At 67.8% G+C, this 25507-nt stretch carries 24 protein-coding genes; 8 read left to right on the forward strand and 16 right to left on the reverse strand.

Going from position 1 to position 25507, the window contains the following annotated elements; genetic code table 11:
• Nucleotides 1-48 precede the first annotated feature (48 nt).
• From GOC52_RS12160 to GOC52_RS12175, 4 genes are read right to left on the reverse strand one after another with little or no spacing between them, the layout of a single operon-like run.
• A complete protein-coding gene (locus GOC52_RS12160) occupies nt 49-474 on the reverse strand; it encodes a DoxX family protein (RefSeq protein ID WP_005410009.1) in 426 nt (141 codons plus the stop codon).
• A gap of 2 nt (nt 475-476) precedes the next feature.
• A complete protein-coding gene (locus GOC52_RS12165) occupies nt 477-1133 on the reverse strand; it encodes a hydrolase (RefSeq protein WP_191849552.1) in 657 nt (218 codons plus the stop codon).
• A complete protein-coding gene (locus tag GOC52_RS12170; RefSeq protein ID WP_019337880.1) occupies nt 1130-1573 on the reverse strand; it encodes a helix-turn-helix transcriptional regulator in 444 nt (147 codons plus the stop codon). The genes GOC52_RS12165 and GOC52_RS12170 overlap by 4 nt, the downstream gene beginning before the upstream one ends.
• 50 nt (nt 1574-1623) lie before the next feature.
• On the reverse strand, nt 1624-1956 hold the full coding sequence (locus GOC52_RS12175) for a hypothetical protein (protein WP_019337881.1): 333 nt from the start codon (nt 1954-1956) through the stop codon (nt 1624-1626).
• Nucleotides 1957-2052: 96 nt separating this feature from the next.
• On the opposite strand from GOC52_RS12175, the gene GOC52_RS12180 reads away from it, so the two are divergent.
• A complete protein-coding gene (locus GOC52_RS12180; RefSeq protein ID WP_049455068.1) occupies nt 2053-5082 on the forward strand; it encodes a sensor histidine kinase in 3030 nt (1009 codons plus the stop codon).
• Entirely contained in the window at nt 5075-5728 is a 654-nt protein-coding gene (locus GOC52_RS12185; RefSeq protein WP_010485096.1) for a response regulator, read from the forward strand. The genes GOC52_RS12180 and GOC52_RS12185 overlap by 8 nt, the downstream gene beginning before the upstream one ends.
• 640 nt (nt 5729-6368) lie before the next feature.
• Here the strand turns inward: GOC52_RS12185 and GOC52_RS12190 are convergent.
• Nucleotides 6369-7562, reverse strand: a complete 1194-nt coding sequence (locus tag GOC52_RS12190) for an MFS transporter (RefSeq protein ID WP_029379988.1) — start codon at nt 7560-7562, stop codon at nt 6369-6371.
• Nucleotides 7563-7655: 93 nt separating this feature from the next.
• Between GOC52_RS12190 and GOC52_RS12195 the strand changes: the two genes are divergently transcribed.
• A complete protein-coding gene (locus tag GOC52_RS12195) occupies nt 7656-8585 on the forward strand; it encodes a LysR family transcriptional regulator (protein ID WP_049452721.1) in 930 nt (309 codons plus the stop codon).
• Between the two features lie 114 nt (nt 8586-8699).
• Here GOC52_RS12195 and GOC52_RS12200 read toward each other — a convergent pair whose 3' ends face one another.
• Nucleotides 8700-10157: an amidohydrolase family protein gene (locus GOC52_RS12200; protein WP_191849554.1), complete on the reverse strand. Its 1458-nt coding sequence runs from the start codon at nt 10155-10157 to the stop codon at nt 8700-8702.
• 51 nt (nt 10158-10208) lie between these two features.
• Nucleotides 10209-10910: an ankyrin repeat domain-containing protein gene (locus GOC52_RS12205; protein ID WP_099560647.1), complete on the reverse strand. Its 702-nt coding sequence runs from the start codon at nt 10908-10910 to the stop codon at nt 10209-10211.
• Nucleotides 10911-11032: 122 nt separating this feature from the next.
• On the opposite strand from GOC52_RS12205, the gene GOC52_RS12210 reads away from it, so the two are divergent.
• Entirely contained in the window at nt 11033-11914 is an 882-nt protein-coding gene (locus GOC52_RS12210; RefSeq protein ID WP_024957553.1) for a LysR substrate-binding domain-containing protein, read from the forward strand.
• Nucleotides 11915-12045: 131 nt separating this feature from the next.
• Nucleotides 12046-12483 carry a DUF3806 domain-containing protein gene (locus GOC52_RS12215; protein WP_019337889.1) on the forward strand — a complete coding sequence of 146 codons (438 nt, stop codon included), beginning with the start codon at nt 12046-12048 and terminating at the stop codon, nt 12481-12483.
• 49 nt (nt 12484-12532) lie between these two features.
• Here GOC52_RS12215 and GOC52_RS12220 read toward each other — a convergent pair whose 3' ends face one another.
• Nucleotides 12533-13693: an amidohydrolase family protein gene (locus GOC52_RS12220; protein WP_049452730.1), complete on the reverse strand. Its 1161-nt coding sequence runs from the start codon at nt 13691-13693 to the stop codon at nt 12533-12535.
• Between the two features lie 182 nt (nt 13694-13875).
• Here GOC52_RS12220 and GOC52_RS12225 point away from each other — a divergent pair, with 182 nt between their 5' ends.
• Complete coding sequence (locus GOC52_RS12225) at nt 13876-14517, forward strand: hypothetical protein (RefSeq protein WP_049452732.1); 642 nt, start codon at nt 13876-13878, stop codon at nt 14515-14517.
• Nucleotides 14518-14546: 29 nt separating this feature from the next.
• Here the strand turns inward: GOC52_RS12225 and GOC52_RS12230 are convergent, their stop codons facing one another.
• The gene (locus GOC52_RS12230) at nt 14547-15173 is read right to left on the reverse strand and encodes a hypothetical protein (RefSeq protein WP_049452754.1); all 627 of its coding nucleotides are present in this window, start codon (nt 15171-15173) and stop codon (nt 14547-14549) included.
• 110 nt (nt 15174-15283) lie between these two features.
• The gene (locus GOC52_RS12235) at nt 15284-18010 is read right to left on the reverse strand and encodes a TonB-dependent receptor plug domain-containing protein (RefSeq protein ID WP_191849557.1); all 2727 of its coding nucleotides are present in this window, start codon (nt 18008-18010) and stop codon (nt 15284-15286) included.
• A 217-nt stretch (nt 18011-18227) separates the two neighbouring features.
• On the opposite strand from GOC52_RS12235, the gene GOC52_RS12240 reads away from it, so the two are divergent.
• Complete coding sequence (locus tag GOC52_RS12240) at nt 18228-18827, forward strand: GNAT family N-acetyltransferase (protein ID WP_019337893.1); 600 nt, start codon at nt 18228-18230, stop codon at nt 18825-18827.
• Here GOC52_RS12240 and GOC52_RS12245 read toward each other — a convergent pair.
• Both GOC52_RS12245 and GOC52_RS12250 read right to left on the reverse strand, forming a co-directional pair.
• Nucleotides 18824-19612: a CDP-diacylglycerol diphosphatase gene (locus tag GOC52_RS12245; RefSeq protein ID WP_019337894.1), complete on the reverse strand. Its 789-nt coding sequence runs from the start codon at nt 19610-19612 to the stop codon at nt 18824-18826. The two genes, GOC52_RS12240 and GOC52_RS12245, sit on opposite strands and share 4 nt — an antisense overlap.
• 68 nt (nt 19613-19680) lie before the next feature.
• Nucleotides 19681-20337, reverse strand: a complete 657-nt coding sequence (locus tag GOC52_RS12250; RefSeq protein ID WP_010485068.1) for a hypothetical protein — start codon at nt 20335-20337, stop codon at nt 19681-19683.
• Between the two features lie 171 nt (nt 20338-20508).
• Here GOC52_RS12250 and GOC52_RS12255 point away from each other — a divergent pair, with 171 nt between their 5' ends.
• Nucleotides 20509-20805, forward strand: coding sequence for an I78 family peptidase inhibitor (locus GOC52_RS12255; protein WP_010485066.1), 297 nt, complete (start codon nt 20509-20511; stop codon nt 20803-20805).
• 96 nt (nt 20806-20901) lie between these two features.
• Here GOC52_RS12255 and GOC52_RS12260 read toward each other — a convergent pair whose 3' ends face one another.
• The 4 genes from GOC52_RS12260 to lldR all read right to left on the reverse strand — a co-directional run bounded on the left by GOC52_RS12260 (nt 20902) and on the right by lldR (nt 25503).
• Nucleotides 20902-21786, reverse strand: a complete 885-nt coding sequence (locus GOC52_RS12260) for a hypothetical protein (protein WP_191849559.1) — start codon at nt 21784-21786, stop codon at nt 20902-20904.
• Nucleotides 21787-21897: 111 nt separating this feature from the next.
• Nucleotides 21898-23598, reverse strand: coding sequence for a D-lactate dehydrogenase (gene dld / locus GOC52_RS12265; RefSeq protein WP_191849561.1), 1701 nt, complete (start codon nt 23596-23598; stop codon nt 21898-21900).
• Entirely contained in the window at nt 23595-24734 is a 1140-nt protein-coding gene (lldD, locus tag GOC52_RS12270) for an FMN-dependent L-lactate dehydrogenase LldD (protein ID WP_010485059.1), read from the reverse strand. Before lldD ends, dld begins: the two co-directional genes overlap by 4 nt.
• A gap of 4 nt (nt 24735-24738) precedes the next feature.
• Nucleotides 24739-25503, reverse strand: a complete 765-nt coding sequence (lldR, locus tag GOC52_RS12275; protein WP_029379987.1) for a transcriptional regulator LldR — start codon at nt 25501-25503, stop codon at nt 24739-24741.
• Nucleotides 25504-25507 lie beyond the last annotated feature (4 nt).

Here is a 25507-nt window from a genome sequence, read left to right on the forward strand (position 1 = left end):
CGCTGGCCAGCACCACGTTGCGGCGGCCGTGATCGAGGGGATCGTGACTCATGCGAGGTCTCCCGGAAGTCGGTGGACGTCCAGCGCCCAGGTGCCGGGCCCGGCCAGCGCGATGGCCAGCAGTACCGTGGTCCACATCAACGGGTACTCACTGCCACCGCGCATCCAGAACCATCCCCTGGGCAGGGCCAACAGGACGGTGAAGCCGATGAAAGCGGCCGCCGCAAGCGCGGCGATACGGGTCTGCCATCCCAGCAGCACGGCCAGCCCGGACAGCACCTGCAACAGGGCCAGCAACAGTGGCAAAGGTGCCACCGCTGGCAGCCCGAAGCCGCGCAGCTCGGTGGCGAAACCAGAGAGCCCCGGACCGCCGAACCAGCCGAACAGCTTGCCCAGCGCGTGCGGCAGCAGGAAGCCTCCAGCCGCCACGCGCAGCATCAGCAGGGCCAGGTCGAGGCCATGGCCAGCCAGCATGCTCAGTGCCCGCCTTCCTGCGCGCCGAACATGCGCTTGGCGTACTGGATGCCGATGCCATAGCCACCCGCGTGATCGCGCGCGATGCCGGTGGTCAGGTCGTAGGTTTCCCCGCGTGCCCAGTCGCGCTGCAGTTCGAGCAGGTACTGCACGCTGGTCATCGGCACCGCGCCGGCCTGCACCATGCGGGTGATCGCACGCTCGTGCGCTTCTTCGCTGACATCACCACAGGCATCGGTGATCACATATACCTCGAAGCCCTGCGCCAGTGCCGACAGCGCCGGGCCGACGATGCAGACGCTGGTCCACAGGCCGGCCATCACCAGCCGGCGCTTGCCGATACGGTTGATCTCGTCGATCACCGGCTGGTCTTCCCAGGTATTCATCGAGGTGCGGTCGAACACCGTCTGGCCCGGGAAGATCTGCGGCAGTTCGGGGAACATCGGGCCGGAGAACGAGGCTTCCGCCACCGTGGTCAGCAGCACCGGCACGTGGAAGCCCTTGGCACCCTTGCTGATCAGCGACACGTTGTTGCGCAGCGCGGAGATGTCGATGGTGTGCGTGGCAAACGCCATCTGCGACTGGAGGTCGATCAGCACCAGGGCGTGGTCGGTCGGCGACAGCAGCGCCGGGGCGGGAGTGGCGGTGGCAAGGCTCATGGATGGACTCCGTTGGAAACACGATCAAGGGGAAGCAACAGGGCGGCATCGCCGGCGACGTACTGGCCGGGGCTGCAGCCGGTCTCCGCGCGGAAGCTGCGGACGAAATGGCTCTGGTCGAAGAAGCCCAGCTGCTGGGCCAGGCAGGCCATCGGCAACTGCGCACCCGGCAGCAGCTGGCGCGCACGCTCGATGCGGCGGCGACGCACATAGCGCAACGGGCTGGCACCGGTACCGGTACGGAACAGGCGCACCAGATGGAAGCGGCTGACGCAGGCGGCCGCCGCCAGCTCGGTCACCCGCAGCGGCTGCGACAGGTGTTCATCGACATAGCGCAATGCACGCTGCAATGCTGCGACCTGCTGTGGTGCCAGCGACGCAGCGGGGAATTCCTGTGGAGTAACGGTGGCCATCGAGGTCGCCGCGAGGGGGTGGCCCATGGTGCGGGGCGCCTGCACGATGCCCTACCCCCGTCGGTCGAGGCCAGCACCTACCCGAATGGGGGAGGCCGGCGGCCGATCACGCGGCGACCGAACAGCCGTGCGTCCAGCGAATAGGCGCCCGGCCCCAGCACCAGCAGGGCCAGAGGCAGCAGCGCCAGTGGCCAAGGCCCGGGCAGCGTGGACAGACCCACGGCCGCCATCACTGCCGCCAGTGGTGTCAGCACACCAAGTGCGAGCATCGCTACGGCCAGCAGGTACAAGGCCGACCACCAGCCGCCTGGCATACCGGGCCCGCAAAGAGCGGCCGCAACGCACAGCCGCAGCCACAGCAGGCCGAGGCCCGGGCCACGGTCGGGAAACATCACGAACAGGCGCTGCATGACCGGGCTCCACGGGGCATGCCGGCGTGATATCGGAACGGACCGCGTGCCGCCTACCCCGTTCGGGTCACCCTGGCCTGCCCCGCACCTGCCAGAATGCGCACCATGCGTGGCCGCCCCTTCCCGTTCCTGCGTCGCCTACCGGCGCTGCTGACGTACCTGCTGTTGATGACCGCCCTGCCCGCGCTCGCCGTGCAGCGTCCCGCCCTGAGCAGCGGACTGCCCGGCTACGAGCACACCGCATGGCGGGTCGGCCAGGGTGCGCCTGGCGATATATGGGACATTGCGCAGGACCGTGATGGACTGCTGTGGCTGGCGACCGGTTCTGGCCTGTACCGCTTCGACGGCCGCCGTTTTGAACGCCAGGCGCCACCACCGGGCAGCAGCTTCCCGTCCACCAACATGGTCACCCTGGCAGTCGGGCGCGATGACGCAATGTGGATCGGCTACTTCCAGGCCGGCATCAGCCAACTCGCACGCGGCCAACTGCACAACTACGGTCGGCAACAGGGCGTACCGGTCGGCGTGGTGCCGCACTTCAGCCAGGACCGCGAGGGCCGCCTCTGGGCAGCGATCAATGGTGGGCTGCGCTGGTTCGATGGCCGGCGCTGGCAACCCCCGCCGGCCTCCGCCGGGCTGCCGGAACACCGCGTGCAATGGGTGTTGCATGACAGCCGTGGCACGTTCTGGGTACTGGCGGATCTGAAGATATGGATGCGCGGACCCCACCAGGCGGCCTTCATTGATACCGGCATCGCCGTCTCGCAGATGGCAACACTGGTGGAGAACCCGCAGGGTGAGGTGTGGCTGGCCGACCGCGTCCGTGGCGCCTCGCCACTGGCAAACGCACATGGTCTGCTGACCGGGCCCGAACGTGAGGCGAGGCGCCTGCCCGACCTGGTCGCTGCCCGCATGCAGTTCACCACCGACGGCGCGCTGTGGGCGACGATGAGCCCGCATGGAGGCGTCGCCCGGGTCACGTTCGACGGCACCCGAGCCGTGCGCATGGAGCGCTTCGATTCACCGCATGGCCTGACGGCCACCTCGGCGGTGCCGATCATCGCCGACCGCGAAGGCAACCTCTGGGTAGGTACCAATCTTGGCCTCAACCGCTTCCGCGCGCGCAGCGTGCACACCCTGGCGGTCGGCCCCAGTGATCCCTACCGCTCGCTGGTGCGCACCACTGACGGACGGGTGTACGGCTACGGTGAAGACCTCAAGCCCTACGACCTGCGGCGGTCCCTGCTGGAAGGCAGCGCCGCACAGCTGCAGGCCGCAGCGCGGCAGGCACCTGCGCCGATCTGGCAGTTCGATTGGGTCAATCTGGCGCGCACTGTCGAAGGCCGTACCACGCTGATTCCGCTGCCCGCGCCGTTCACCGGGCAGCCGCTGCACGCCCTGCTGTTTCCTGACGAGACGCAGGCCTGGGTATGCACGGGCGAACGCGGTGTGCTGCATTACCGGGACGAGCAATGGCAGCGGGCGAGTCGCCTGCCCGAGCAGGCCTGCTCCTCCCTGGCGCTGGACGCCCATGGCCAGCTGCTGCTCGGCTACGCCGATGGTCGCGTGCGCCGGATGGGCACCACGGCCATCGATGCCTTCGGCGCAGCGCAGGGCCTTTCGGTAGGGCCGGTGACCGCCCTGCTGCAGCATCAGGACCTGCTGCTGGTAGCCGGCGAAGCCGGACTCGCCGCACGCATCGGCGAGGGGCCCTTCGTTGCAGTGCGCACCGACATGGCCGGCGTCCTCGAAGGCATCACCGGCATGGTCGCCGATGCGGGCGGGCATCTGTGGCTCAATGGCAGCCGTGGCCTGGTGCGTCTTGAGAGCAGCCTGTTGCGCCGAGCAATGCAGGCAGGGCAGCAGGTGACGCCCCGCCTGTTCGATGCGGTGGATGGCATGCCCGGCATTGCCCTGCAGAGCGGGCCGATCGCCACCGCCACCCTGGCCGACGACGGTCTTCTGTGGCTGGCGACCAACCAGGGCCTGGCCTGGCTGGACACTAAGCGTTCGCACGTCAACACACTGGCACCCAGCGTTCGCATCGGCGACGTGCTGTATGGCAGCGAACAGCAACCACTGCGGGACGGCCTGCGCCTGCCGGCCGGCACCAGCCAGCTGCAGATCGACTACGTGGCGCTTTCACTGGCCCGCCCGGAGCGCAACCGCTATCGCTATCGACTCTCCGGCGTCGATGACGGCTGGCAGGACGCAGGCAGCAGCACCCGCGCCTATTACACCAACCTGGCGCCGGGAAGCTATCGCTTCGACGTGGAAGCCGCCAATGAGGACGGCATCTGGAGCACGGTCCCGGCCAGCCGCAGCTTCCGCATCGCGCCCACCTTCATCCAGACCGTGTGGTTCAAGCTGCTGTGCGTGGCCGCCGTGCTGGCGCTGCTCGTACTGGCCGTGCGCATCCGAAGTGGCCAGCTCGCCGCGCTGTTCCGCGCCCGCCTGCAGGAGCGAAATGGCGAACGTGAACGCATTGCGCGCGACCTGCACGACACCCTGCTGCAGGGCAGCCAGGGCCTGATCCTGCGCCTGCATGCAATCAGCCAGTCCGCGCAGACGCCAGAAGCAGTGCGCGGCCAGCTGGAGTCGGCGATGCAGCTGGCCGAGCGCAATCTGGCCGAGGGCCGCGAACGCGTCAACGCATTGCGCGACGGCCCTTTCGCCGGCCGCGACCTGGCTTCGGCACTGGCCGATGTGCACGCCGAGTACGCGGGGCATGGCACCAATCCTCTGCGCCTGACCGTTGAGGGCGCGACGCCACCACTACAGGCAGATGCCGCGGAGGAAGTGTTCCTGATTGGTCGCGAGGCCATCCGCAACGCGTTGCGCCACGCCAACGCCAGCGCCATCGAAGTGGAGCTGTCGTACGGCACGCGTTGCTTCCTGCTGCACGTGCGCGACGATGGCGTCGGCATCGCCGACGAGAACGCCGGCCATGGTCATTGGGGCCTGCAGGGCATGCGCGAACGTGCACAGCGCCTCGGTGCGGAACTGCAGCTGTGGACCCGCGCCGGGCTGGGAACCGAAGTCGCGCTGGCGGTTCCCGCCCGGCGCCTGTATCACCGCCGCCCATCGCGTTGGCGCTGGCCCTGGAGTAAAGCAAACCATGACTGAGTCCCCTGCCCCGATCGGCGTGCTGGTGGTCGACGACCACCCGTTGCTGCGTGACGGCCTGGCGGCGCTGCTGGGCGCCCATTCCGACCTGCGCCTGCTGGGCGAAGCCGCCGATGGCGAGGAAGCCATCGCACGCTACCAGCAGCTGCAGCCCGACGTGGTGCTGATGGACCTGCAGATGCCACGCCTGGATGGCGTCGAAGCGATCGTACGGATCCGCGCGATGGACCCGCGTGCGCGCATCATCGTGCTGACCACCTACCGCGGCGATGTACGCGCGGTGCGGGCCCTGCAGGCGGGTGCCAGCGCTTATCTGCTGAAGGACATGCTGCGCCACGAACTGGTCGACACCATCCGCATGGTGGCCGGTGGCCGCCGTGCGCCGATTCCTCCAGCGGTGGCCGCCAGCATCGCCGCGCATGTGATCGAAGACCGCCTGTCACCGCGCGAGACCGAGGTACTGCGGCACGTGGCCGGTGGCCTGTCGAACAAGCGCATCGGCGAACGCATGCAGATTTCCGAGCAGACGGTGAAGGCCCACATGAAGAGCCTGATGGACAAGCTGGGCGTGGGTGATCGCACGCATGCGGTGACCCAGGCGCTGAGGCGCGGCATCATCAGCCTGGACGACAGCGGTCACGATTAGGGGGTTGTTCGGCAGGGCTTGCAGCCCTGCACCCGCGGCAGTGCCGGCCGCTGGCCGGCAACCTCAACAGCAAAAGCAACAGCAAAAGCGTGGAGTCCGTGGGATGGCGGGGCGGTGTCGGAGTGCGGGGACGCTGCAAGTACGTCCCTGTAAGCTTGGCAGCCGCATCCATGCGGCTGACACCCCGCACTCCGACACCGCCCCACCTCTGACAGAACTCCACGGCTGTTGGTAGGTGTCGACCTTGGTCGACACTTCTGTCAGATATCGAAATCAATCAGGGGTCAGATCCGTTTTCCTTCGGAAAACGGATCTGACCCCAAGAGCCATTCCAACAGACCGCAGGAACCTGTCGAAGGCGGGGTGGGTCCGGTTGCGGGGGCGTGAGCGCCATGGGCCCGAGGCATGCCTCGGGCGGGTTGGGCAGGACGCCCAACCCCGGTCTTGCCGTGTGCGCAGGACAGCGCACACGAGCAAGGCGCGACCGAGCCTCCATGGACGGATTCACGGCGTCCCCCGCAACCGGACCCACCCCGCCTACCTACAGGAACCCCGCCGTTGCTGTTGCCGTTGCTGTTGCCGTTGCTGGTGCCGTTGCCTCCAGCAGGTGCAGGGCTGCAAGCCCTGCCGAACACCACCCCTACTTCAAACGCAGCAGCAGGCTGCCGCCCGCACATACCACCGTCAACCAGGCCACGCCGTGCCACCCCCACTGCGCCAGCGCCAGGCTGCCCAGCGCACCACCGGCAGCCATGCCGATGAACATGCCGGTGAACAGCAACGCATTGAGCCGGCTACGTGCCGGCGGCACCAGGCCATAGACCAGCGTCTGGTGCGCCACCAGCGCCGACTGGAAGCCGAAGTCGAACAGCAGCGCACTCACCACCAGCAGCGGCAGCAGCGCGACGGCCGGCAGCCAGGACTCGGCCAGCAGCAGGCCGAAGCCCAGCAACGCCACCGCGATCGCCAGCCGCGCAACTGCATGGCAACCCAAGCGATCGGCGAATCGACCCGCAAATGGTGCGGCCAGTGCACCGGCCGCACCCGCAATACCGAACGCACCCGCCGCCGCACTGCCCAGGCCCAGACGAGCATGCAGCATCAGCGCCAGGGTCGACCAGAATGCACTGAAACCCACCGCCAGCAGCGACTGGCTGGCCACCGCACGGCGCAGCTGCGGCTGCTCGCGCCACAACGCCAGCAACGAACCCAACAACGCCGGATAGCGCAGCGTGCTGGTCGGTGCAAAACGCGGCAGCGCACGCGCCATCACCGCGCCCATCGCCGCCACCGATACCGCAGCCAGTACGAACTGCGTGCGCCAACCCCACGCTTCAGCCACCACACCACTGACCACGCGCGACAACAGGATGCCCAGCAACAAGCCGGTCATCACCCGGCCGACGATCTGCCCGCGCTGCGCATCCGGTGCCAGCACCGCAGCGGCCGGCACGATGTCCTGCGCCAGCGTGGCCATCAGCCCGACCAGCAGGCTGGCCATCAGCAGGCCCGGCAGTTGCCCCGCCATCGCTGCAGCACCCAATGCCAGTGCCAGCAATGCAGATTTCAACAGGATCAGCTTGCGGCGGTCGAACCGGTCACCCAGCGGCGCCAGCAGCAGGATGCCCAGTGCATAGCCAAGCTGGGTCAGGGTCGGTACCAGGCCAGCGGCGCGCTCACCCGCGCCGAGGTCCTGGGCGATCAGGCCCAGCATCGGCTGGCTGTAATAGAGCGAGGCGACCGAGAAGCCGGCGCCGGCCGCCATTGCCAGCACCAGCGGGGTGGAGGGTGCAGTCGCGGGTGCGGCGGCGACGGACAGCGAAGGGGTAGACATGGGGGAGTCCGGTGGAAGAAGTGGGCGTATCCTGCCCGCATTCGCCCAACGTCTGTAGTAGGCTGAAATACATATCATTCATACGCCATACGCATGACCGACCTCACCGCTGGCGCCGATCGCCTGGATCTGCTGCGCACCTTCCTGCGCATCGTCGATGCCGGCAGCCTCTCTGCCGCAGCCGCGCAGCTGGGCACCACCCAGCCAACGGTCAGCCGACGCCTGCAGGCATTGGAGCGGCAGCTCAGCCTGCGCCTGCTGCTGCGCTCCACCCATGGCCTGCAACTGACCGAGGATGGCCTGCGCTGCCAGCGCCATGCGCAACGCGTGGTCGACGAATGGGAGTCGCTGCAGGCCGAACTCCACGGCGAGCCGGAAACACTGCGCGGCCGTCTGCGGGTGATGGTGCCGCATGCCTTCGGCCAGGCGCAGCTGCTGCCGACCATGCTCGCATTCCTCGCCCGGCATCCGCAGCTGAGCCTGGAGTGGATCCTTGAAGATCGGCGTCCGGATTTCATTGCAGAAGGCATCGACTGCGCGGTGCGGGTGGGCCCGGTCGACGAACCGCGCATGGTCGCGCTGCCGCTGGCCGAAGTACCGCGCATCGTCGTGGCGGCGCCCTCGCTGGTGGACGCCACGGCAGTCAATACGCCGGAACAGGCGCAGTCACTGCCGTGGATCTCGCTGGTCACCTACTACCGCGAACGACTGCTGCTGCATGACGCGCAGGGGCACGCGCATACCCTTTCGATCAGCCCGCGCCTGCTCAGCGACAACCTGTTCGTGGTGCAGCAGGCCGCATGTGCCGGGCTGGGAGCGGCCGTGGTCTCGGCCTGGCTGGTGGCCGACGACCTCGCACAAGGGCGGCTGGTGCAGCTGCTGCCGGACTGGCAGGCACCGCCACTGCCGGTACACGTGGTATTTCCCGCAGCGCGCCAGCAGCCGCCGCGGCTGCGCGCCTTCATCGATGCGATGAAGGCCGCACTACCGCAGCTGCACGGCATGCGGCCGGCGCCGCGCTAGGTCACCGGCCGCATCATCCACGCATGGCGTGGATCTACTGCTGATCGCGGGTATGGATGCCCGGACGGTAACCGGTAGATCCACGCCATGCGTGGATTCCGCCCCGCCGCACCATCAATTGGCCTTCGCCGCCTCGGCATTCCACGCCGCGACCTTGGCCTTGGTGTCGGCCAGCATCCTGTCCAGCGCGGCGCGGTCATACACGTTGCCGCGCAGGATCACGCTGTCGATCTTCTCGGTGGCAGCGATGTCCTGCAGCGGGTTGGCGGTCAGCAGCACCAGATCGGCGGCCTTGCCCTGCGCGACACCACCGTAACGGTCCATCTGGCCGAACCAGGCCGGGCCGGAACGGGTTGCGGCCGACAGTGCCTGCGGTGCGCTCAGGCCTTCCTTCACGAACAGCTGCAGTTCCTGGTGCAGGGCGATGCCCGGGAAGTTGAACGAGTTGAGGAAGCCCGCATCAGTACCGGCAATGATCGTCACACCCGCTTCCTGCAGCAGCGGCAGCACGGCGGCCACTTGGTGGTACTGCGCGTGGCGCGCTCCGATCTGCGCCGGCGTCGCCTTCGCCGCGCGGTCCACGCGCCACTGGTAGGTCGCGCGCAGGCCCGGGCCGATGTAGGCCAGGTACGGGTCGTTGGCGTGGTCATCCTGGTCGAGGAAGTCGAGGATGCGACCGCCGTTGAGGGTCGGGGTCACGAATACGCCACGCTTGGCGAAATCACGGTAGGCCCGCATTGCGGTGTCACGGTCGAAGCTGGCGTCGAGGCGGCGGTTGGCTTCGGCACGGTCGATGCGGCCAGCTTCGAAGTCGGCGGCAATCTGCGCCTCGTCCTTGCTGCCGGCCTTGAACGCGTAGTCCAGGTGCTCGATCGAGGCCAGGCCGGCATCGACCGCCTGCTCCACGGTCAGCGCCATCGGGATGTGGCCCGACGCCTTGAATCCGGCCTTGCGCGCGGCACTGGCCGAGTACAGGAACAGTTCCGGCTTCAGCGTGCTGTCGGTGATCTTCACGAAATCGACCTTGTCGTGCTGCAGGCGGGCGATTGCCTTGTCGGCGTCGGCCTCGCTGCCCACTTCGATCGTGCCCTTCCAGACCGGCTTGATGCCTTCGATCTTCGCGCCGGAACTCAGCAGGCGCGGGCCGAACAGGGTGCCCTTGGCGATCTCGCCACGCCACTGCAGCACCTGCTCGGGCAGATCGCCGGAACAGTCACGCACCGTGGTGATGCCATGCGCGATGTACAGCGGCAGCAGTGCCTTGTTCTCTTCGATCAGCGCGGGGCCACCACCGAAGTGCACGTGCATGTCCCACAGCCCCGGGATCAGGTATTTGCCCTTGGCATCGATCTGGCGGGTCGCGCTCCACTGGCTGCGCAGCTGCGCGTCCGGGCCGACAGCGACGATGTCGTCGCCGCGGATCACCACGCTCTGACCAGCCAGGGTACTGGCGTGCTCGACGTCGACCACGGTGGCATTACGGATCAGCAGGTCGGCGCGCTCGGCAGCAGATGCCGACAGCGGCGCCACCACAAGGAGGATGGCAAGGGACAACGGACGGGAACGGAACATGGACAGCATCCTGGTGGGCACGCCCAGCGTGCGGGTGGAAGGGGTTGCGGCTCAGCGCACCGCGCCGTGCTGGCGCAGCAGGGATTCAATTCCGGTATAGCCGCGCTGGCGCGCGTGTGCCAGCGGCGTTACGCCATCGCCGTCGGCCAGCTCCGGGTCGGCACCGGCCTCCAGCAGCAGCTGCACGATCTGCACGTGGCGCACGCCGCCATCGCCGAGCAGGATCGCTTCCAGCAGCGCGGTCCAGTGCAGCCGGTTGACATGGTCCACCGCCACGCCGGCCCGCAGCAGCGTGCGCACAGTGGCGACATGGCCGCGCTCGGCGGCGGGAATCAGCGCGGTGCCGCCATAGCGGTTGGTGCTGCGAAGATCGGCACCATGCGCCAGGGTCATCGCCAGGATCTCATCAAGGCCACGCGCGCCTGCGTACAGGTAGGCGCTGTCCTGCAACGCATCCTTGGCGTTGACGTCGGCACCGGCCTCGATCAGCTCGCGCGCGGCATCCACGTTGTTGCCATGCGTGGCCAGCAGCAGCGCGGTGCGGCCCTGTCCATCGCGCGCCTCCAGCGTGGCGCCCTCCTCGATCGCCTGTCGCACCGCAGCAGCGTCACCGCGGCTGGCAGCATCCCGCAGGCGGCCATCGACGTCGGCTTTGGACGTTGCGGTGCAGGCCGGGGTGACCATGGCCAGCAGGCACAACAGCAGCACGCGCGCGAACGGCGCAGACCAGCCAGGGGAACGATGGACGCGCATGACAGTGACTCCTCATGTCCGTCGCCACGGAGCACCGGGCGACGGTAGCAACAGCCGGGCATTGCCGGCCCCTGCCCTGCATGGTAGAAGTCGGCTCGGGTATCCAGAAGTGAAATGTTCAAATGCAAGACAGTGCCAAATCGAATAGAACCCTGTTCGAACTGGACCTGCTGCGGGCGCTGGTGATGGTGGCCGACTGCGGCAGCTTCACCACGGCGGCCACGCGCCTGCATTCGACCCAGTCCACGGTCAGCCAGAAGGTGCGGCGGCTGGAGGAACTGGCCGGGCATCGCCTGCTCGAGCGCGGCCACCGCGATGTGCACCCCACCGACGCCGGCCACACCCTGCTCGGCTACGCGCGGCGCATGCTCGACCTGAACGAGGAAATGGCACAGGCGCTGGCCGGCGCGACGGTGGAGACCGCCGTCCGCATCGGCGTGCCGGAGGACTTCGTCAACCCGCAGACCACGCGCATGCTGGCCGCCTTCAGCCGCCGCCACCCGCAGGTGAAACTGGAGATCAGCAGCGGCCTGAGCCGTGACCTGGCGCAGGGCTTCGACCACGGCGAGCTGGACCTGGTGCTGGTCAAGCAGCGCCGCAACAGTCGCCAGGCGGTGCATTGCCGGCGCGAGCCGATGCACTGGATCGACAGCCTGCGTAGCAGTTGCCTGCAGCAGGACCCACTGCCGCTGGTCACGTTTCCGCCGCGCGGCCTGTACCGCGACGAGATGATCCACGCCGTGGAAGCGCTGGGCCTGCGCTGGCGCATCGCCTTCACCAGTTCGTCGCTCAGTGGCATCCAGGGCGCCGTGGCCGATGGCATCGGCATCAGCCTGCTGCCGCGCCGCGCGGTCAGCCGCGAGCACCGCATCATCGATGGCGAGCGTGAGCTGCCGGTGATCGACAACTACGAAATCGGCCTGCTGCACCGTGCCGATGCCGACGATGCCGTGCGCGCACTGGCCAGCGAGCTGTGGCGGCAGGTGCAACGCGAACCGGACTGACCACAGTAGATCCACGCCATGCGTGGATGAACTTCGCGCATCACGCATCGAAACATGGCCAATCCGGCCGCACGGCCGGCAACATCGGCTCGTAGAGTGCCTGATGTTTCCGTGCCCCACGGCGCCTTGCCATGTCCGACGAAATCCCCACCCGTTTCGATCCCCTGCCCGCTGCCCTGCAGACGCATCTGCAGCACCAGCGTTCGCTGATCGCCGCGCGCGTGGCCGCCGGCTTTCCGACGTTGCCGGTGCAGTGGCCGCTGGCGGCCACCACACTGCAGCGCGTGGTCGATGCCGAGCTGATCGATCGTGACGACGGCGATGGCTGGGAAGCGCTGGGCGTGGCCTTCGGTGACACCCTGGCCCAGCGCGTGCCGGGCCTGGCCTGGATGCAGGTGACCGATGCCTGGGGCATCGACGCGGTGCTGCGCTATGCCGACAGCAGCCTGCAGATCGGCGCCAGCACGCTGCTGCTCAAGCGCGTCGAGCAGGGCGAGATCATCGACATCGCCCATCTGCTGGCGTGGCTTGAGGAATTCATCGCCACCCGCGCCGACGATTACGCCTGAAAGGTCGCCGAGCATGGCTCGGCACTACAGGGGGTTGCGCGGCGTGGATCTAGAGCCAGCGGCCGTCGACCACCACGCGGCGCTCCAGCGGCACCGCAGCCACGGCCGCCGGGCCGTGGTCGGCACGCACGGCCACGAAGGTCGCCGGCCGGCCTTCGGCAATACCATGCTGCGGTAGGCCGATCGCCTGCGCGGCATGGGTGGTGACCATGTCCAGCGCCAGCATCAGGTCGGCATCGGTGTAGAAGCCGGACCGGTAGCCCAGCAGCATCGCCCGCTGCAGCAGGTCGCCATTGCCATACGGCCACCAGCAGTCACGGATGTTGTCGTTGCCTGCGAACACGCGCACACCGGCATCATGCAGCGCGCGCAGCGGCGGGAACGGATGATCCCCCGGCGCGTTGCTCATGATCGCCACACCCGCGGTGGCCAATGCTTCGCCCACCTGCAGCGCGCGCGCCAGCGGCACGTCGCCCAGCGAATAGGCATGGCTGACCGCAACACGCCCCTGCAGGCCGGCAGCCCGTGTCCGCGCGGCGATGCGCAGCAGCTGGGCCAGGCCGGTTTCGCCCGGCTCGTGCAGATGGATGTCCAGCTGCACGCCGTAGTGCTCGGCCAGGCCGAACAGCAGCGCCAATTGGCCTTCGGCATCACCATCGAGCGTGGTCGGGTCGATGCCGCCGAGCACCTCCACGCCCGCGGCAAGCGCCTGCTCCAGCACCGCGGCGGTACCCGGACAGGACATCACCCCGGCCTGCGGGAACGCCACCAGCTGGATGCGCATGATGTCCGCACAGCGCAACGCCGCCTCGCGTACGGCTTCGAGATGGCCAAGCCCGGTGCTGGCATCGATATCGACATGACAGCGCATCGCCACGGTACCGAAAGCACTGCACTGGCGGATCAGCGCCTCGGCACGGTCCACCATCGGTGCTGCACCCGCCACCGCCGCCTTCTCTACCGCCAGCCGCTCACGCAGGCTGTTCACCGGCTGGTGCGGGTGCCAACGGTCGCCGACAAAGCTCTTGTCGAGGTGGATGTGGCCGTCCACCAGCCCGGGCAGCACCGTGAAGCCCTGCAGGTCGACGTATTCCGCCCCGTCAGCCGGCGCGGCCTCGCCATTGAGGCCGCTGATGCGGCCATCACGGATATGGAAATGCAGCGGCGCACCCTGGCGGTCGACACCGCCGTGGATGAACTGGAGGGTCATCGGGAACTCCCGGAATGCCAAGACTGCCGCCATCGTGCGCCCCGCCGCCACCATCGGCCAACGAAATATCTGGATGGCACACATTCACCAGAACGATGATCACCCTGCGACAACCGGTCGCAGCCACGCCGTGCACAGCCCTGAACGGGTAACATGGGCACCTGTTTCCGTTGTGATGCCGCATGGGCCCGTCCGACCGCCACGATCGCCTCCGCCGCTGGCAGGCCGCGTCCCTGCTTGCCGCCGCCCCGATCGCCAGCCTGTCCGCCACTGATGCTGCGGCCGCTGCGCCGCTGCAGTCGCCGCCGGGCCAGCAGCGCATCGCCCCGGCGGCACTGGTCGAGCGCCTGCACCAGCGCGTGCTGTCCGGGCAGAGCGCCACCGCCACGCTGGAACACTGGTGCGCCGAGCACGGCCTGGCCGAACAGGCGCGGGTGCGTGCAGTGCGCATACACGGCCAGGACAAGCCGGCCCCCGCCGACGTTCTGCAGTCGCTGGGCGCGAAGCCGGGTACCGAACTGCGCTATCGCCGCGTACAGCTGGTCTGCGGCAGCCGGGTGCTGTCCGAGGCCGACAACTGGTACCTGCCCGGCCACCTCAGCCCGGCCATGAACCAGGTGCTGGACAGCACCGACGAGCCGTTCGGTCGCGTGGTCGGCCCGCTCGGTTTCCAGCGCCAGACCCTGGCTGACCAGACGTTCTGGCCGCCGCGGGGTGAAGGCGATCACGGCGTGATCCTGGAGGTGCGTGCCCTGTTGCGCGACCGCCAGCAGCAGCCTTTCAGCTACGTCATCGAGTCGTACCTCCAACAGGCGCTGCCGTAGCGCACTGCTGTCCCGGGCATGTCCCGCCGCTACCGACCCGTGATGGCGTTGGCGGCCGGGTCCACCGAAAACACGAAACGCCCGCCGTGCTGGTCCCTGCCCCACGTCATCGGTGCCGTGGTCAGGCTGTAGACCGGACTTGCCTTGTCCATGCCGATCGCCTCGGACCAGGCGCTGAAATCCTCATCGGTGCGGCTGCGGATCTCGCCGACACACAGGCTGTAGCCACAGGCAAAAGACACCAGCGTGCCGTCGCTGCCGATGAGCCGGGTCGCAGCCGTCCTGTAGAGCCGGGTCAGGTCCTGCACTTCCGGGTGGCCCGCCGCATCCTGCTCGAACTGGCTGATCGCCTGCGCAAAGGCGTTGTCCGAGCCCAGGATCACGTCGCTCTTTTCCGCCGACAGTGCTCCTTCAGTCAACAGCAAGCGCTCGCCCTCAAGGAAGTGTCCCTCCAGATCCGCAGGCCCTTGCCCGGCCGTCGCACGCGTCGATGCCGTTGGCACGCGCGCTGATCCAGCATCGGTCACTGCATTGGAAAGAGACGGCACGGGCGCGGCGCTGGCCTCCTCCGCAGCATCGTCCACACTGGCCGCCTGCTTGCTGCTGCAACCGGCAATGGCCAGCACGGCAATCACACTCCACACTCTGGCATCCATGCGCATCATCCTCCGGGTATCGCCACAGCATGCCACGCGCGCAGCGGCAGCACCGGTGCACTGCACAAAGAAAAGCCCGGCAATGCCGGGCCTTTCGTTCGCCTGCCGGATCAACGGAACCGGTAATCCAGCTGCACCCAGTACTGGCGGCCGTACGGGTCGTAATTGCCGACCGGGTAGAACGGCCAGCCGCCTCCGTTCTTGTCCGCCGGCGGGCGGCTGTCGCGCAGGTTGTTGACGATCACACCCACCGACAGGTTCTCGCCGAACTGGCGGAACACGCTGGCGTTGTACGTCATATACGGCGCGATGCGGCCACTGCCATCGGTCTTCGGCAGCGAGCCGAAGCGGTTGCCGTACAGCGTGGTGGTCCAGTCACCCTGGTTCCAGGTGATGCTGCCGTTGGCCTTGCTGCGCCACTGGTAGTCATCCAGCGAATTGCGGATGTCACGCTCCGGATCATCGGAGAACTGCCGGTATTTGTGCTCCAGCACCACCGTGTAGGCCAGGCGCGTGGTGAAGCGGCCATAACGGCCGGCATCGAAACGCCAGTTGCCCTTCAGGTCCAGGCCACGAACCGATTCGGAGGCGGCGTTGATCGGATTGATCAGCACACGGGTCACCTGGTCCGGCTGCACGGTTGCGTTGGACGGGTTGCGGATCACCCGCGACAGCGCGTCCTGGCACAGCGGTGAACCGATATCGCGCGCTTCGCCGCCCAGCGTGCGGCCCAGGCGGCAATCGGCCTCGTCACGCAGGATGCGGCTGGTATCGAGGCTGGTCACCTCGTTGTCGATGCGGATGTCGTAGTAGTCGGCACTGAAATCCAGGCCAGACAGCGGCGACCAGACCACGCCGAAGCCATAGGACTTGGCCGATTCCGGCTGCAGCTGCGCATTGGCGCGGTTGCTGTAGTCGATCGACAGGCCGTTGTAGTCACAGTTGTCGTACGACTGGCCTGCGGTGCGGCAGCGCCAGTAGTCGGTCATGCCCGGATTGTAACCGCGCGTCTCCGTCGCAAACACATAGTTCATGTCCGGCGCCCGGAAACTGGTCGCCGCCGTACCACGGATCAGCAGGCTCTCGATCGGACGGAACTCGACGCCAAAGCTCCAGGTCGCCTTGCCGATGTGCTCGCCACCCGCACGGTACTGGTCGTAACGGCCGGCCAGCGTGGTGGTCAGCGACTGCAGCAGCGGCAACTGCAGCTCCACACCTGCGGCGTAGCGGTCACGCTCGCCACCGGCGCCGACGCCTGCACTGGTGTTCCAGAACTCGCCGGTTCCCAGGCGCGGGTCCGGGCGGTTGCGGTAGCCCTGGCTGCCGGCTTCGACCACCGCTGCCAATGCAGCGTCGCCACCGGGCAGCGCGAACAGGCGGCCGTTGACGCTGGCGCTGAAGGTCTGCAGCCATGCCGCATTGCGGCTTTCCTGGTAGTCGGACAGGCCCTCGTATTCGTTCGGGGTCAATGGCTTGAACAGGCGTGCCGGGTCCGGCGCATAGACCTCAACGCCATTGCGTACGCCCAGCTTCGGACCAAGCAGGTATTCGTTGATGCCGGCCAGCAGCACCGGGCGGCGGGTGCGGTTCTCGTAACGCGAGCGGCTGTAGACCGCCTCATAGTCCCAGCCACTGTCACCGATCTGGCCACGTGCGCCGACGTTGAACGACCACGAGTTTTCCAGGAAGCGGTTGGCATTGCGCGGCAGGCCGCCGATTTCTTCCGGCGCGAAGCGGCGGTACCAGCTTTCCAGATTGCCGGTGGTCTGGTTGTAGAAGTAGTTGCGCGCCGAGGTCCAGGTCGGCGCACGCGTGTTGTTGTAGATGCGCGCGCTGCCCACGGCGACATCGGCGAACAGATCGGTGGTCTCGTTGACGTGGAAGGTCAGCAGGCCATAGCCATTGAGGTTGCGCTTCTGGGTCTGCACGGTCCAGTAACTGGCTGCGGCCTCATTGCTGCCGCAGTACCAGCCCTGGCGCGGGTTGTTGGCGCGGAACACGCTCCCGCCATAGATGTCCGACGCTGCGTCGCAGCCGTTGACGCCCGGATCGATATTGCGGCCGGTGGCAGCATTGCGGCGATAGGCGATCGCGGTCGCCTGCGGCGCCTTGCCGGCCGGGTCATCATCCAGCGAATCCATGAAGTCGCGCTGGCGCGCATGGATCGCCTTGCGCACATCGAACTCGAAGCCGAACAGCGCATCCCAACGCTCGCCGGAACTACCCCCGACCACCTGCGCGCGCTGGTTGTCACCACCGCCCTGCTGGGTGCCACCGGCGCGCACGTTCACGTCCACACCCTCAAAGCGGTCCTTGAGAATGATGTTGACCACGCCGGCGATGGCATCGGAGCCATACACCGCCGACGCACCGGCCGCCAGGACCTCGATGCGCTCGATCAGCGCACTGGGAATGTTGGCCAGGTTGACCACGTTCACCGAGCCCTCGTAGGCCAGCGGGTAGTCGGCCTGGCGGCGGCCGTTGACCAGCACCAGCGTGCGGTTCGGGCCCAGCCCGCGCAGGTTGATGGTGTTGGCGGCCGGGGTGAAGGTATTGCCGAAGTCCTCGCCCTGCACGTTGCCGGTGTTCTCGGTCAGCGCGCTCAGCGCATCGAAGGCATTGCGGTAGCCCTGTGCATCGATCTGCTCCCGGCTGATCACCGTCACCGGCGAGGGCCCCTCCACACTGGCGCGCGGAATACGCGAGCCGGTGACCTTCACTTCCTGCAATGTGGTGGGTGCGCTTTCCTGCGCGAAGGCCGGCAGTGAGACCAGCATCAGGGACGACAGTGCGAGCACCAGCGGACGCGGGCGCAGCGCCTTGTGGGAGGCGGACATGGGCTTCCTGGGGAGTTTGGCGGGTGGTGGTACGGGACAGCGGCCTGTGCGGCACATAACGATCCCGTAACGAAAGTGTCCTGAATGGGGGGGGCAACGGAAATGACCAGGCCTGATGGCCTTATGCCTGAACCGAATCAGACCCGCAGTGCCATTCGCCACACTTTTGCAATGTTTTGAATGGTGTGGCGCTGCGGGCACGGCCATCGTGCCGGGGATGATGACTCCGTATCCCACCTCCCTCCTTCCCCCGTTGCGCCCGGTACTGCGCCGTCACCTGCTGCAGCTGCAGGCCGCACCGGTCACCCTGCGCCCCTTCCAGCGTACCGACCTGCCGCGCTGGCGCCTGTTCGATGACCGCCGCCGGCGCGGCCGCCGTCACCCCGGCGACATCGACGAGGAGGCACGCTTTCTCGCCCACATGCATCGCTCGCGTCTGGAGCAGGACAACGACCAGCTGCTGCTGGGGGTGTTCGACGACGAACACGGCACGGTGCTGGATCAGCTGCACATTCGCCTGCAGTCGCTGCATGCGCGCAGCGCCGAGTTGCTGTCGCTGCAACACTGGCACCCGCATACCGACGCGGCGCTGCGGGCGCTGTGCCCGTTCCTGTTCGAGGATGTCGGCCTGCATCGCCTGTTCGTGATGCTGCCACCGGACTGCAATGACCCGTTCGCCACTGCGCTGCACGCCTTCGGCTTCGAGCAGGAAGGCCTGCTGCGCGACCATCATCTGGACCTGGAGGGCTGGCAGGATCGCCAGCTGCTGGCGCTGACCGCACCGGTCTGGCGAAGCCGCCAGCAGCCCCAGGGTTAGCGGACCCGCTCCAGCGACGCGCCTGCGCCGGTCAACACCGAGCAGGCGTGGTCCTGCAGCTCTTCAGCGCTGGCCTCGTTGCCGGTGCCGGCGTCCACACGGGTCGCCAGCAGAATGAAGCCCGGGCCGCCCTGCACCTCGTCCCGGCCGGCCACGACCAGGCTCCACTGGCCCACGTCGTCCACGCCAGCGAGGTCATAGGCCAACAGATTGAGCGGATTGGCGGTCAGTTCCGCGCCCGGCAGCAGGCGGGCCTGGTACTGATGGCCGCGCAGCAGCACCGGCAACGGTGCCCAGCGGCTGCCGAGGGCGGCAGCATGCGTGTCCAGCGCCTGCAGCACGTCGGCACGCAGGCAATCCACATGGATATGCAGCTGGTGCTGTGACCGGCCGTGCGGCGAGTTCAAGGCCAGGCTGGCGACGTTGCGCGGCAGCGGTTGCCGCAAGGCCTGTTCGGTGTGGCTGCGCGCCTGCCAGGCTGCAGCGAAGTAGTTCGGTGCACCACGCTGGTACAGGCGGCGGTTCTCGATACCGCTGACCTTGTCCAGCGGCATCAGCAGGAACTGGTAGTCGCCGTGCGCGTCCTTGACCAGCACATCGCGGCGATCCGCGGCCGTCTCCACGCGCAGGCAGTCGCCGCGTGGACCTTCGGCGCCCTGGCAGTCACGTTCGATCAATCGCCATAACGCGTCGGAATGGGCCGGCGGCGGCGGCGCGCTGGCGCAGGCGGACAACAGCAGCAGGGACGGCAGCAGGGACGGCAGCAGGAAGGGGCGCAAGGACACGGAAACGACTCACGGAGCAGGCACGGCAGACAGCGCCGCGCTGCATTCTAGCCAGTGCGAAGCTGCAATCAGTAGGTGCCGAACGGCACTTCAACCACGATCGGTGCCTCGCCCTCACCCGCCTGCAGGCTGTAGCGATCCAGCGCGCCGTCGTCATCGGCGTGCGGCTGACGCTGGAAATGCAGCGGATAGCGAATGTCCCCCAGGCGGACGGCGCTGCCGTCGGCCTCCAGCGCGGCACCTTCGGGAATCAGCAGCCCGCCCAGGTCGCTGTAGGCGCCAGGCACATCGGCGAAGCTGTAGTCGGCCAGCTCGTCCACCCGCTGCATCGCATAGACGTGCGGCACATAGGGACGTGCCGGGCTGCGGCCATTGCTCAGGTCGGTCACCCAGGCCTGCGGCAGGTGGTACTGCTCGCGCAGCGCGGCCACGCCCAGCGAGGGGCTGGCCACCTGCAGGCAGCACACCGCGCGCTTGCCCTCACGATCGAGGATGGCGAATCGGTCACCGCGGGTGGCCGCCTGCGGCAGCATGGCAAACGCCAGATTGCGCTGCGCAGGCGCGTAGCCCGCTTCAGTCTGCAGGTTGCGCCAGGCGCCGAATACCGGGGATTCGACCGGCACGGGTTCCGGATCGGCAGCGCAGGCGGCAAACGCCACGCCCAGCAACGACAACGCCAGCGCCGTCATCGTCTTGTCCTTGCCGCGGAAACTGCCTGCCGTCATACCCTATCCAACATCTGCGCCGGAAAGGCCCGGCCTGCCCGCTGGCGTACTGCCAGCCATTCCTCCCACTATGCAATGACCACGCTGTGCCGGCAATGACCGGGGCGCTGACGCCTTTCGCACGCTCGGTGCTATCGTTCCCGCCATCTTCCCCTGCGCAGGAGCGCTCGCATGTCCGCATTCCGTCTGTCCCTGTTGCTGCCGGCCTCTGCCCTGCTGCTGTCGGCCTGCGTCAGCACCCCTGGCCCGGAAGTCAAAGGCAGCGGCCGTTGTGACGCCAGCCAGCTGGGCTGGGCGATCGGCCAGCCGGCCAATGAGCCCAACATCCGCCGCCTGTCCCGCGAGAGTGGTGCCGGCCTGGTCAACCCGATCGGCCCCAGCACCATCACCACCAAGGACATCCGCCAGGACCGCCTGCGCGTGTTCGTGGACAAGGACAACGTCATCACCGCCACCCGCTGCGAGTAAGCGCCGCCTCAGTTTTTGTAGAGCCGAGCCCACGCTCGGCTGCTCTGCGGCCGGGCCACGCGAGAACCCGAGTCGAGCATGGCTCGACTCTACACTTCAGGGTTCGGTATAGCCGGCGCAGTCCGGCAGCGCCTGGTCCGGGTGGAACATGCCCTCGCGGAAGTGGAACAACCGCGTATAGGTGCACGCCGGATCCTGCTCGGTGCGCAGGTCTTTCTTCTTCAGCGGCCCCTTGGCCAGCGAATCCTCGAAGCGCGAAACACCGGCCGGGAACCGGGTCGCCACGGTCTGGTAGCGCAGCACGGGCATGCCCTGCCCTGCTGGATCCAGCGCCAGCTTCGCCGAAAAGCTGTATTCGTCGTGGCAGGCGCCTGCACGCTGCTTGCTGTCCTGCTCGCTGAAACAGGCGCGGATCATCGCATTGCCCAGCCATGGCACGGTCAGCACGTCGTCGTCCACCTGGATGTCGTCCTGCAGGTGGCGCACGCGTGCCAACTGCAGCGTGGACGCATCGGCACCGCCACCGGAGTACATGGTGCTGAACGTGACGATGCCGCCCACCAGCACATTCTGGCGGGTGCGCTGCTGCTGGTCGGTCACTGTTTCATCGCTGCCCATGCCCGGGGCCAGGCGCACGATCCACGGCCACAGCGACAGCTCGCTTTCCCGCGGCACGTCGATGCTGACGTGGTAGGTGTGCGGCTTGCCTTGGCCCGGCCCCTTCTCAAGCACTTCAAGCAGGGTGGGCCGGTCCCCCTCCTCGGCCACCGGCTGCACGCGCACGCACCAGTTGCTGTCCCGCGTGCAGTCATAAAGCCCCGACGGTCCAGTCTCACTCGCGATCAGTACCTGTCCCAGCGGCTCCATCACGTTGCCGGCGGCATCGCGCTGCTGCGGCAGGATCGCGCTCTGGGCCAGCGCCAGCAGCGGGATCGCCAGCAATGCAGTGCACAGGGTGGCGCGGGCGGCAGCGGTGGGCATGGACGACTCCTGCGGTTGGGCCTCCGATGGTAACTGCTGCCCGGGCGGCGTCGAGCCCTGCTCGACTGCTTCTCACCACAAACACCAGCCAAGCGCCGGCTCGGCTCTACATCATCCGCAGTCGCAGCCACCCCACCCCTTGGCCTTCGAGGTCTGGCCGATACCGGGATTGAACGTATTGCTCGGATCCAGCTGCTTGTAGAACCCGGCCAGCGCCGGCTTGGCCGGGTACAGGTGGCCGACGTTGTGCTCAGCCGGATACTCGGCGCCGCGCTGGTCCAGCAGTGCCCACATCGCGTGCTCGATCTCCATCGGGTCTTCGCCCTTGCGCGCGATGTAGTCCTGGTGGAACACGTGGCACAGGAAGTGTCCGTAATACAGCTTGTGCAGCAGGCGGCCGTCGATATCGGCCGGCAACTGCTCGAACCAGTCGGCATCATCTCGGCGCAGGGCAATGTCCAGCGCCACGATGTCCTGCACCTGGTCACGACGCACTTCGCGGTAGCGCACCGCGGCACCGGCCACGGCGAAGCGATGCAGGAACGCCTTGCGCCCCTCCTCCGCCGTGCAGTGGAAATAGCCACCTTCGTGGCCAGTGAAGAAGTCGCGCAGCCAGGCCTCGGTTTCTGCTGCGTCCTGCGCGGAGACCTTCAGCAACAGATGATGCTCATAACGCTGGCGGAACTCGCCCATGCGCTTGGGCAGGTGCGAAGGCAGCAGGTCCGTCAGCACCTGCATCACACGGTCGGTCACGCCGCGCAGGCCCAATCGCTCGAACCAGCCATCGACACGGCTCTTCAACGCGAACGCGGCGGGCACGCGGGAAGTGCCAAGGCGGTCGATCAGCAGGAAGCTGTCCTTGCCGTAGCGTTCGCCGATGTCATAGGCATCACGGTGGATGTACTCACCAGCAATCGGCAGCCGCTCGAAGCCGGTCAGCAGCTGGCGACGGATCGCGGTCAGGCTGTCGGTGCGGTTGCTACCGATGTAGAAGACCTCGGCGGCCTCCTTCTCGAAGGTGTCCAGGCGCACCGCGAACACCGCCAGCTTGCCGGCCGAACCCGCGGCTTCGTAGTGGCGGCTGGGATCGGCGTTGAAACGTGCCGGGGTATCGGCATCGACCTTGCGTACTTCCTCGGCATAGCGTGGATCGGAAGCCGCACGGCCGTCGCCATTGCCGACATCCGCCGCGCTGTAGTCGCCCACCTGCAGGCGCTGCAGGATCTGCTCGGGCGTATCGCCCAGCGCGATGCCCAGATGATTGACCAGCTGCAGCTGGCCCTGCGCATCGACCTGCGCATACAGCGCCAGCTCGGTATAGGCCGGGCCACGGCGCACCAGCGCGCCGCCGGAGTTGTTGCAGATGCCGCCCAGCACCGACGCACCGATGCAGGACGAGCCGATCACCGAATGTGGTTCGCGGCCGAGCGGTGCCAGCGTCTGCTCCAGCCGGTCCAGCGTGGCGCCGGGCAGGCACAGCACCTGGCGGCCTTCGTTCAACAGCTGGATACCGGTCAGGCGCAGCGTGCTGACCAGCACGATCGGCCGCCCGTAGTCGTTGCCATCCGGGGTCGAGCCACCGGTCAGGCCGGTATTGGCCGCCTGCAGGATGATCGCCGCCCCACCCTGCACCGCTGCCTGCAGCACGCGCCACAGTTCCAGCAGCGTACCCGGGCGCACTACGGCCAGCACCGGGCCGTCGCCGAAACGATAGCCACGGCGGAAGCGGCGCGTGGCCTTGTCGCCGGTCAGTACATGGCGGTTGCCGACCGCGTCGCGCAACTGCGCCAGCACGGCATCGTGGCCACTCATGGCAGGCTGACCAGCGAATCGCGGCCGATGTCGGCGATGCGGCGCGCGCCGGTCAGTGTCATCGCCACGCGCATTTCCTTGGCGATCAGGTCCAGCAGGTTGGCCACGCCGGCCTCGCCCTGGGCGGCGAGCGCATAGACGAAGGCACGGCCCAGCAGCACGGTGTCGGCGCCCAATGCCAGCATGCGCACCACGTCCAGGCCGGTGCGGATGCCCGAATCGGCGAGGATCTTCAGATCACCCTGCACGGCATCGGCAATCGCCGGCAGTGCGCGCGCGGTGGACAGCACGCCGTCCAGCTGGCGGCCACCGTGGTTGGAGACCACGATGCCATCGGCACCGAACTTCACCGCGTCACGCGCATCATCCGGGTCGAGGATGCCCTTGATCACCATCGGCCCCTTCCAGAACTCGCGGATCCACTCCAGGTCCTTCCACGAAATGGACGGATCGAAGTTGCTGCCCAGCCAGCCGATGTAGTCCTCCAGCCCGGTCGGGTTGCCGCGGTAGGTGGAAATGTTGCCCAGATCATGCGGGCGGCCGAACAGGCCCACGTCCCACGCCCAGTGCGGATGGGTGATGGCCTGGCCGATGCGGCGCAGCGAGGCGTTCGGGCCGCTCATGCCGGAGTGTGCATCGCGGTAGCGCGCACCCGGCACCGGCATGTCCACGGTGAACACCAGCGTGGTCACGCCCGCGGCCTGTGCCCGCTCCAGCGCATTGCGCATGAAGCCGCGGTCGCGCAGCACATACAGCTGGAACCACATCGGCCGCTGGATAGCCGGTGCCACTTCCTCGATCGGGCACACCGATACGGTGGACAGGGTGAACGGGATGCCGCGGCTGTCGGCCGCGCGCGCTGCCTGTACTTCACCGCGCCGGGCATACATGCCGGTCAGCCCAACCGGCGCCAGCGCCACCGGCATTGCCAGCTTTTCGCCGAACAGCTCGGTTTCCAGGCTCAGGTCGGACATGTTGCGCAGGATGCGCTGGCGCAGCGCGATGTCGGACAGGTCGGAAACGTTGCGCTTCAGCGTGTGCTCGGCATACGCGCCGCCATCGATGTAGTGGAACAGGAACGGCGGCAGCCGGCGTTGCGCTGCGGCACGGTAATCGGTGGAGGCGGAGATGATCATGGGGTCAACCGTGTGGGGAAGGTAGACGCGAGGCCCGCGCACGCCGGGCTTCGTTGTCATCGAGGGTGCGCAGCGTGGTGTGCACGAACTCGAGGTGGGCATGCGCGGCGGCGCGCGCGCGTTCGGGGTCGCCTGCCAGCACCGCGTCCATCATCTCGCGGTGCTGGTCGGACAGCGGCGAGAAGGTCCTCGCCGAGGTGTAGAGCTTTTCACGGCTCTGCGAGATGTTGGTCTGCAGCAGCTCGAACAGGCCGCGCATCACCTGCAGCAGCACCAGGTTGTGCGAGGCCTCGGCGATGGACAGATGAAAAGCCGCGTCGGCCTCCGCTTCGCCGGTGGGGTCGTCCTTGCCGTGCGCGTCCATCATGGTCTGGAAGGCCTGCGCGATGCGCGTGCGGTCCTCGTCGGTAGCGCGCAATGCGGCATGCCAGGCGGTGGCACCTTCCAGCGCGTGGCGGATCTCCAGCACGTCGAAGCGGTATTCCGGGTCGCCCTGGAACAGCGGCAGGTACGGCGCCAGCGGTTCATCCAGCGCCTGCCGCGCGCGCGCCGCAGGTTCGGCTACATAGGTGCCGCCACCGACGCGTGCGGTCAGCAGGCCCTGGCTGGCCAGCTGCGCGATGGCTTCGCGCAACGCCGTGCGCGAGACCCCCAGCTGCACCGCCAGGGTGCGCTCGGCCGGCAGCCGGTCACCGGGCTGCAGCTGTTGTTCATGCACCAGGCCGCGCAACTGTGCGGCCACCTTGTCGGAAATGCGTTGCGTGCTCATGGCG

The organism is Stenotrophomonas sp. SXG-1, assembly GCF_014083965.1.
Lineage (GTDB): Bacteria > Pseudomonadota > Gammaproteobacteria > Xanthomonadales > Xanthomonadaceae > Stenotrophomonas > Stenotrophomonas geniculata.

What these genes read in the sequence shown, in the direction of transcription:
- GOC52_RS12185 (WP_010485096.1), top strand. Translation starts at nt 5,075, where the DNA reads ATGACTGAGTCCCCTGCCCCGATCGGCGTGCTGGTGGTCGACGACCAC.
- GOC52_RS12215 (WP_019337889.1), top strand. Translation starts at nt 12,046, where the DNA reads ATGTCCGACGAAATCCCCACCCGTTTCGATCCCCTGCCCGCTGCCCTG.
- GOC52_RS12255 (WP_010485066.1), top strand. Translation starts at nt 20,509, where the DNA reads ATGTCCGCATTCCGTCTGTCCCTGTTGCTGCCGGCCTCTGCCCTGCTG.
- GOC52_RS12250 (WP_010485068.1), bottom strand. Translation starts at nt 20,337, where the DNA reads ATGACGGCAGGCAGTTTCCGCGGCAAGGACAAGACGATGACGGCGCTG.
- GOC52_RS12230 (WP_049452754.1), bottom strand. Translation starts at nt 15,173, where the DNA reads ATGGATGCCAGAGTGTGGAGTGTGATTGCCGTGCTGGCCATTGCCGGT.
- GOC52_RS12240 (WP_019337893.1), top strand. Translation starts at nt 18,228, where the DNA reads ATGATGACTCCGTATCCCACCTCCCTCCTTCCCCCGTTGCGCCCGGTA.
- GOC52_RS12220 (WP_049452730.1), bottom strand. Translation starts at nt 13,693, where the DNA reads ATGACCCTCCAGTTCATCCACGGCGGTGTCGACCGCCAGGGTGCGCCG.
- GOC52_RS12205 (WP_099560647.1), bottom strand. Translation starts at nt 10,910, where the DNA reads ATGCGCGTCCATCGTTCCCCTGGCTGGTCTGCGCCGTTCGCGCGCGTG.
- GOC52_RS12200 (WP_191849554.1), bottom strand. Translation starts at nt 10,157, where the DNA reads ATGTTCCGTTCCCGTCCGTTGTCCCTTGCCATCCTCCTTGTGGTGGCG.
- lldR (WP_029379987.1), bottom strand. Translation starts at nt 25,503, where the DNA reads ATGAGCACGCAACGCATTTCCGACAAGGTGGCCGCACAGTTGCGCGGC.
- GOC52_RS12195 (WP_049452721.1), top strand. Translation starts at nt 7,656, where the DNA reads ATGACCGACCTCACCGCTGGCGCCGATCGCCTGGATCTGCTGCGCACC.
- GOC52_RS12210 (WP_024957553.1), top strand. Translation starts at nt 11,033, where the DNA reads ATGCAAGACAGTGCCAAATCGAATAGAACCCTGTTCGAACTGGACCTG.
- lldD (WP_010485059.1), bottom strand. Translation starts at nt 24,734, where the DNA reads ATGATCATCTCCGCCTCCACCGATTACCGTGCCGCAGCGCAACGCCGG.
- GOC52_RS12235 (WP_191849557.1), bottom strand. Translation starts at nt 18,010, where the DNA reads ATGTCCGCCTCCCACAAGGCGCTGCGCCCGCGTCCGCTGGTGCTCGCA.
- GOC52_RS12225 (WP_049452732.1), top strand. Translation starts at nt 13,876, where the DNA reads ATGGGCCCGTCCGACCGCCACGATCGCCTCCGCCGCTGGCAGGCCGCG.
- dld (WP_191849561.1), bottom strand. Translation starts at nt 23,598, where the DNA reads ATGAGTGGCCACGATGCCGTGCTGGCGCAGTTGCGCGACGCGGTCGGC.
- GOC52_RS12170 (WP_019337880.1), bottom strand. Translation starts at nt 1,573, where the DNA reads ATGGGCCACCCCCTCGCGGCGACCTCGATGGCCACCGTTACTCCACAG.
- GOC52_RS12165 (WP_191849552.1), bottom strand. Translation starts at nt 1,133, where the DNA reads ATGAGCCTTGCCACCGCCACTCCCGCCCCGGCGCTGCTGTCGCCGACC.
- GOC52_RS12190 (WP_029379988.1), bottom strand. Translation starts at nt 7,562, where the DNA reads ATGTCTACCCCTTCGCTGTCCGTCGCCGCCGCACCCGCGACTGCACCC.
- GOC52_RS12160 (WP_005410009.1), bottom strand. Translation starts at nt 474, where the DNA reads ATGCTGGCTGGCCATGGCCTCGACCTGGCCCTGCTGATGCTGCGCGTG.
- GOC52_RS12260 (WP_191849559.1), bottom strand. Translation starts at nt 21,786, where the DNA reads ATGCCCACCGCTGCCGCCCGCGCCACCCTGTGCACTGCATTGCTGGCG.
- GOC52_RS12180 (WP_049455068.1), top strand. Translation starts at nt 2,053, where the DNA reads ATGCGCACCATGCGTGGCCGCCCCTTCCCGTTCCTGCGTCGCCTACCG.
- GOC52_RS12175 (WP_019337881.1), bottom strand. Translation starts at nt 1,956, where the DNA reads ATGCAGCGCCTGTTCGTGATGTTTCCCGACCGTGGCCCGGGCCTCGGC.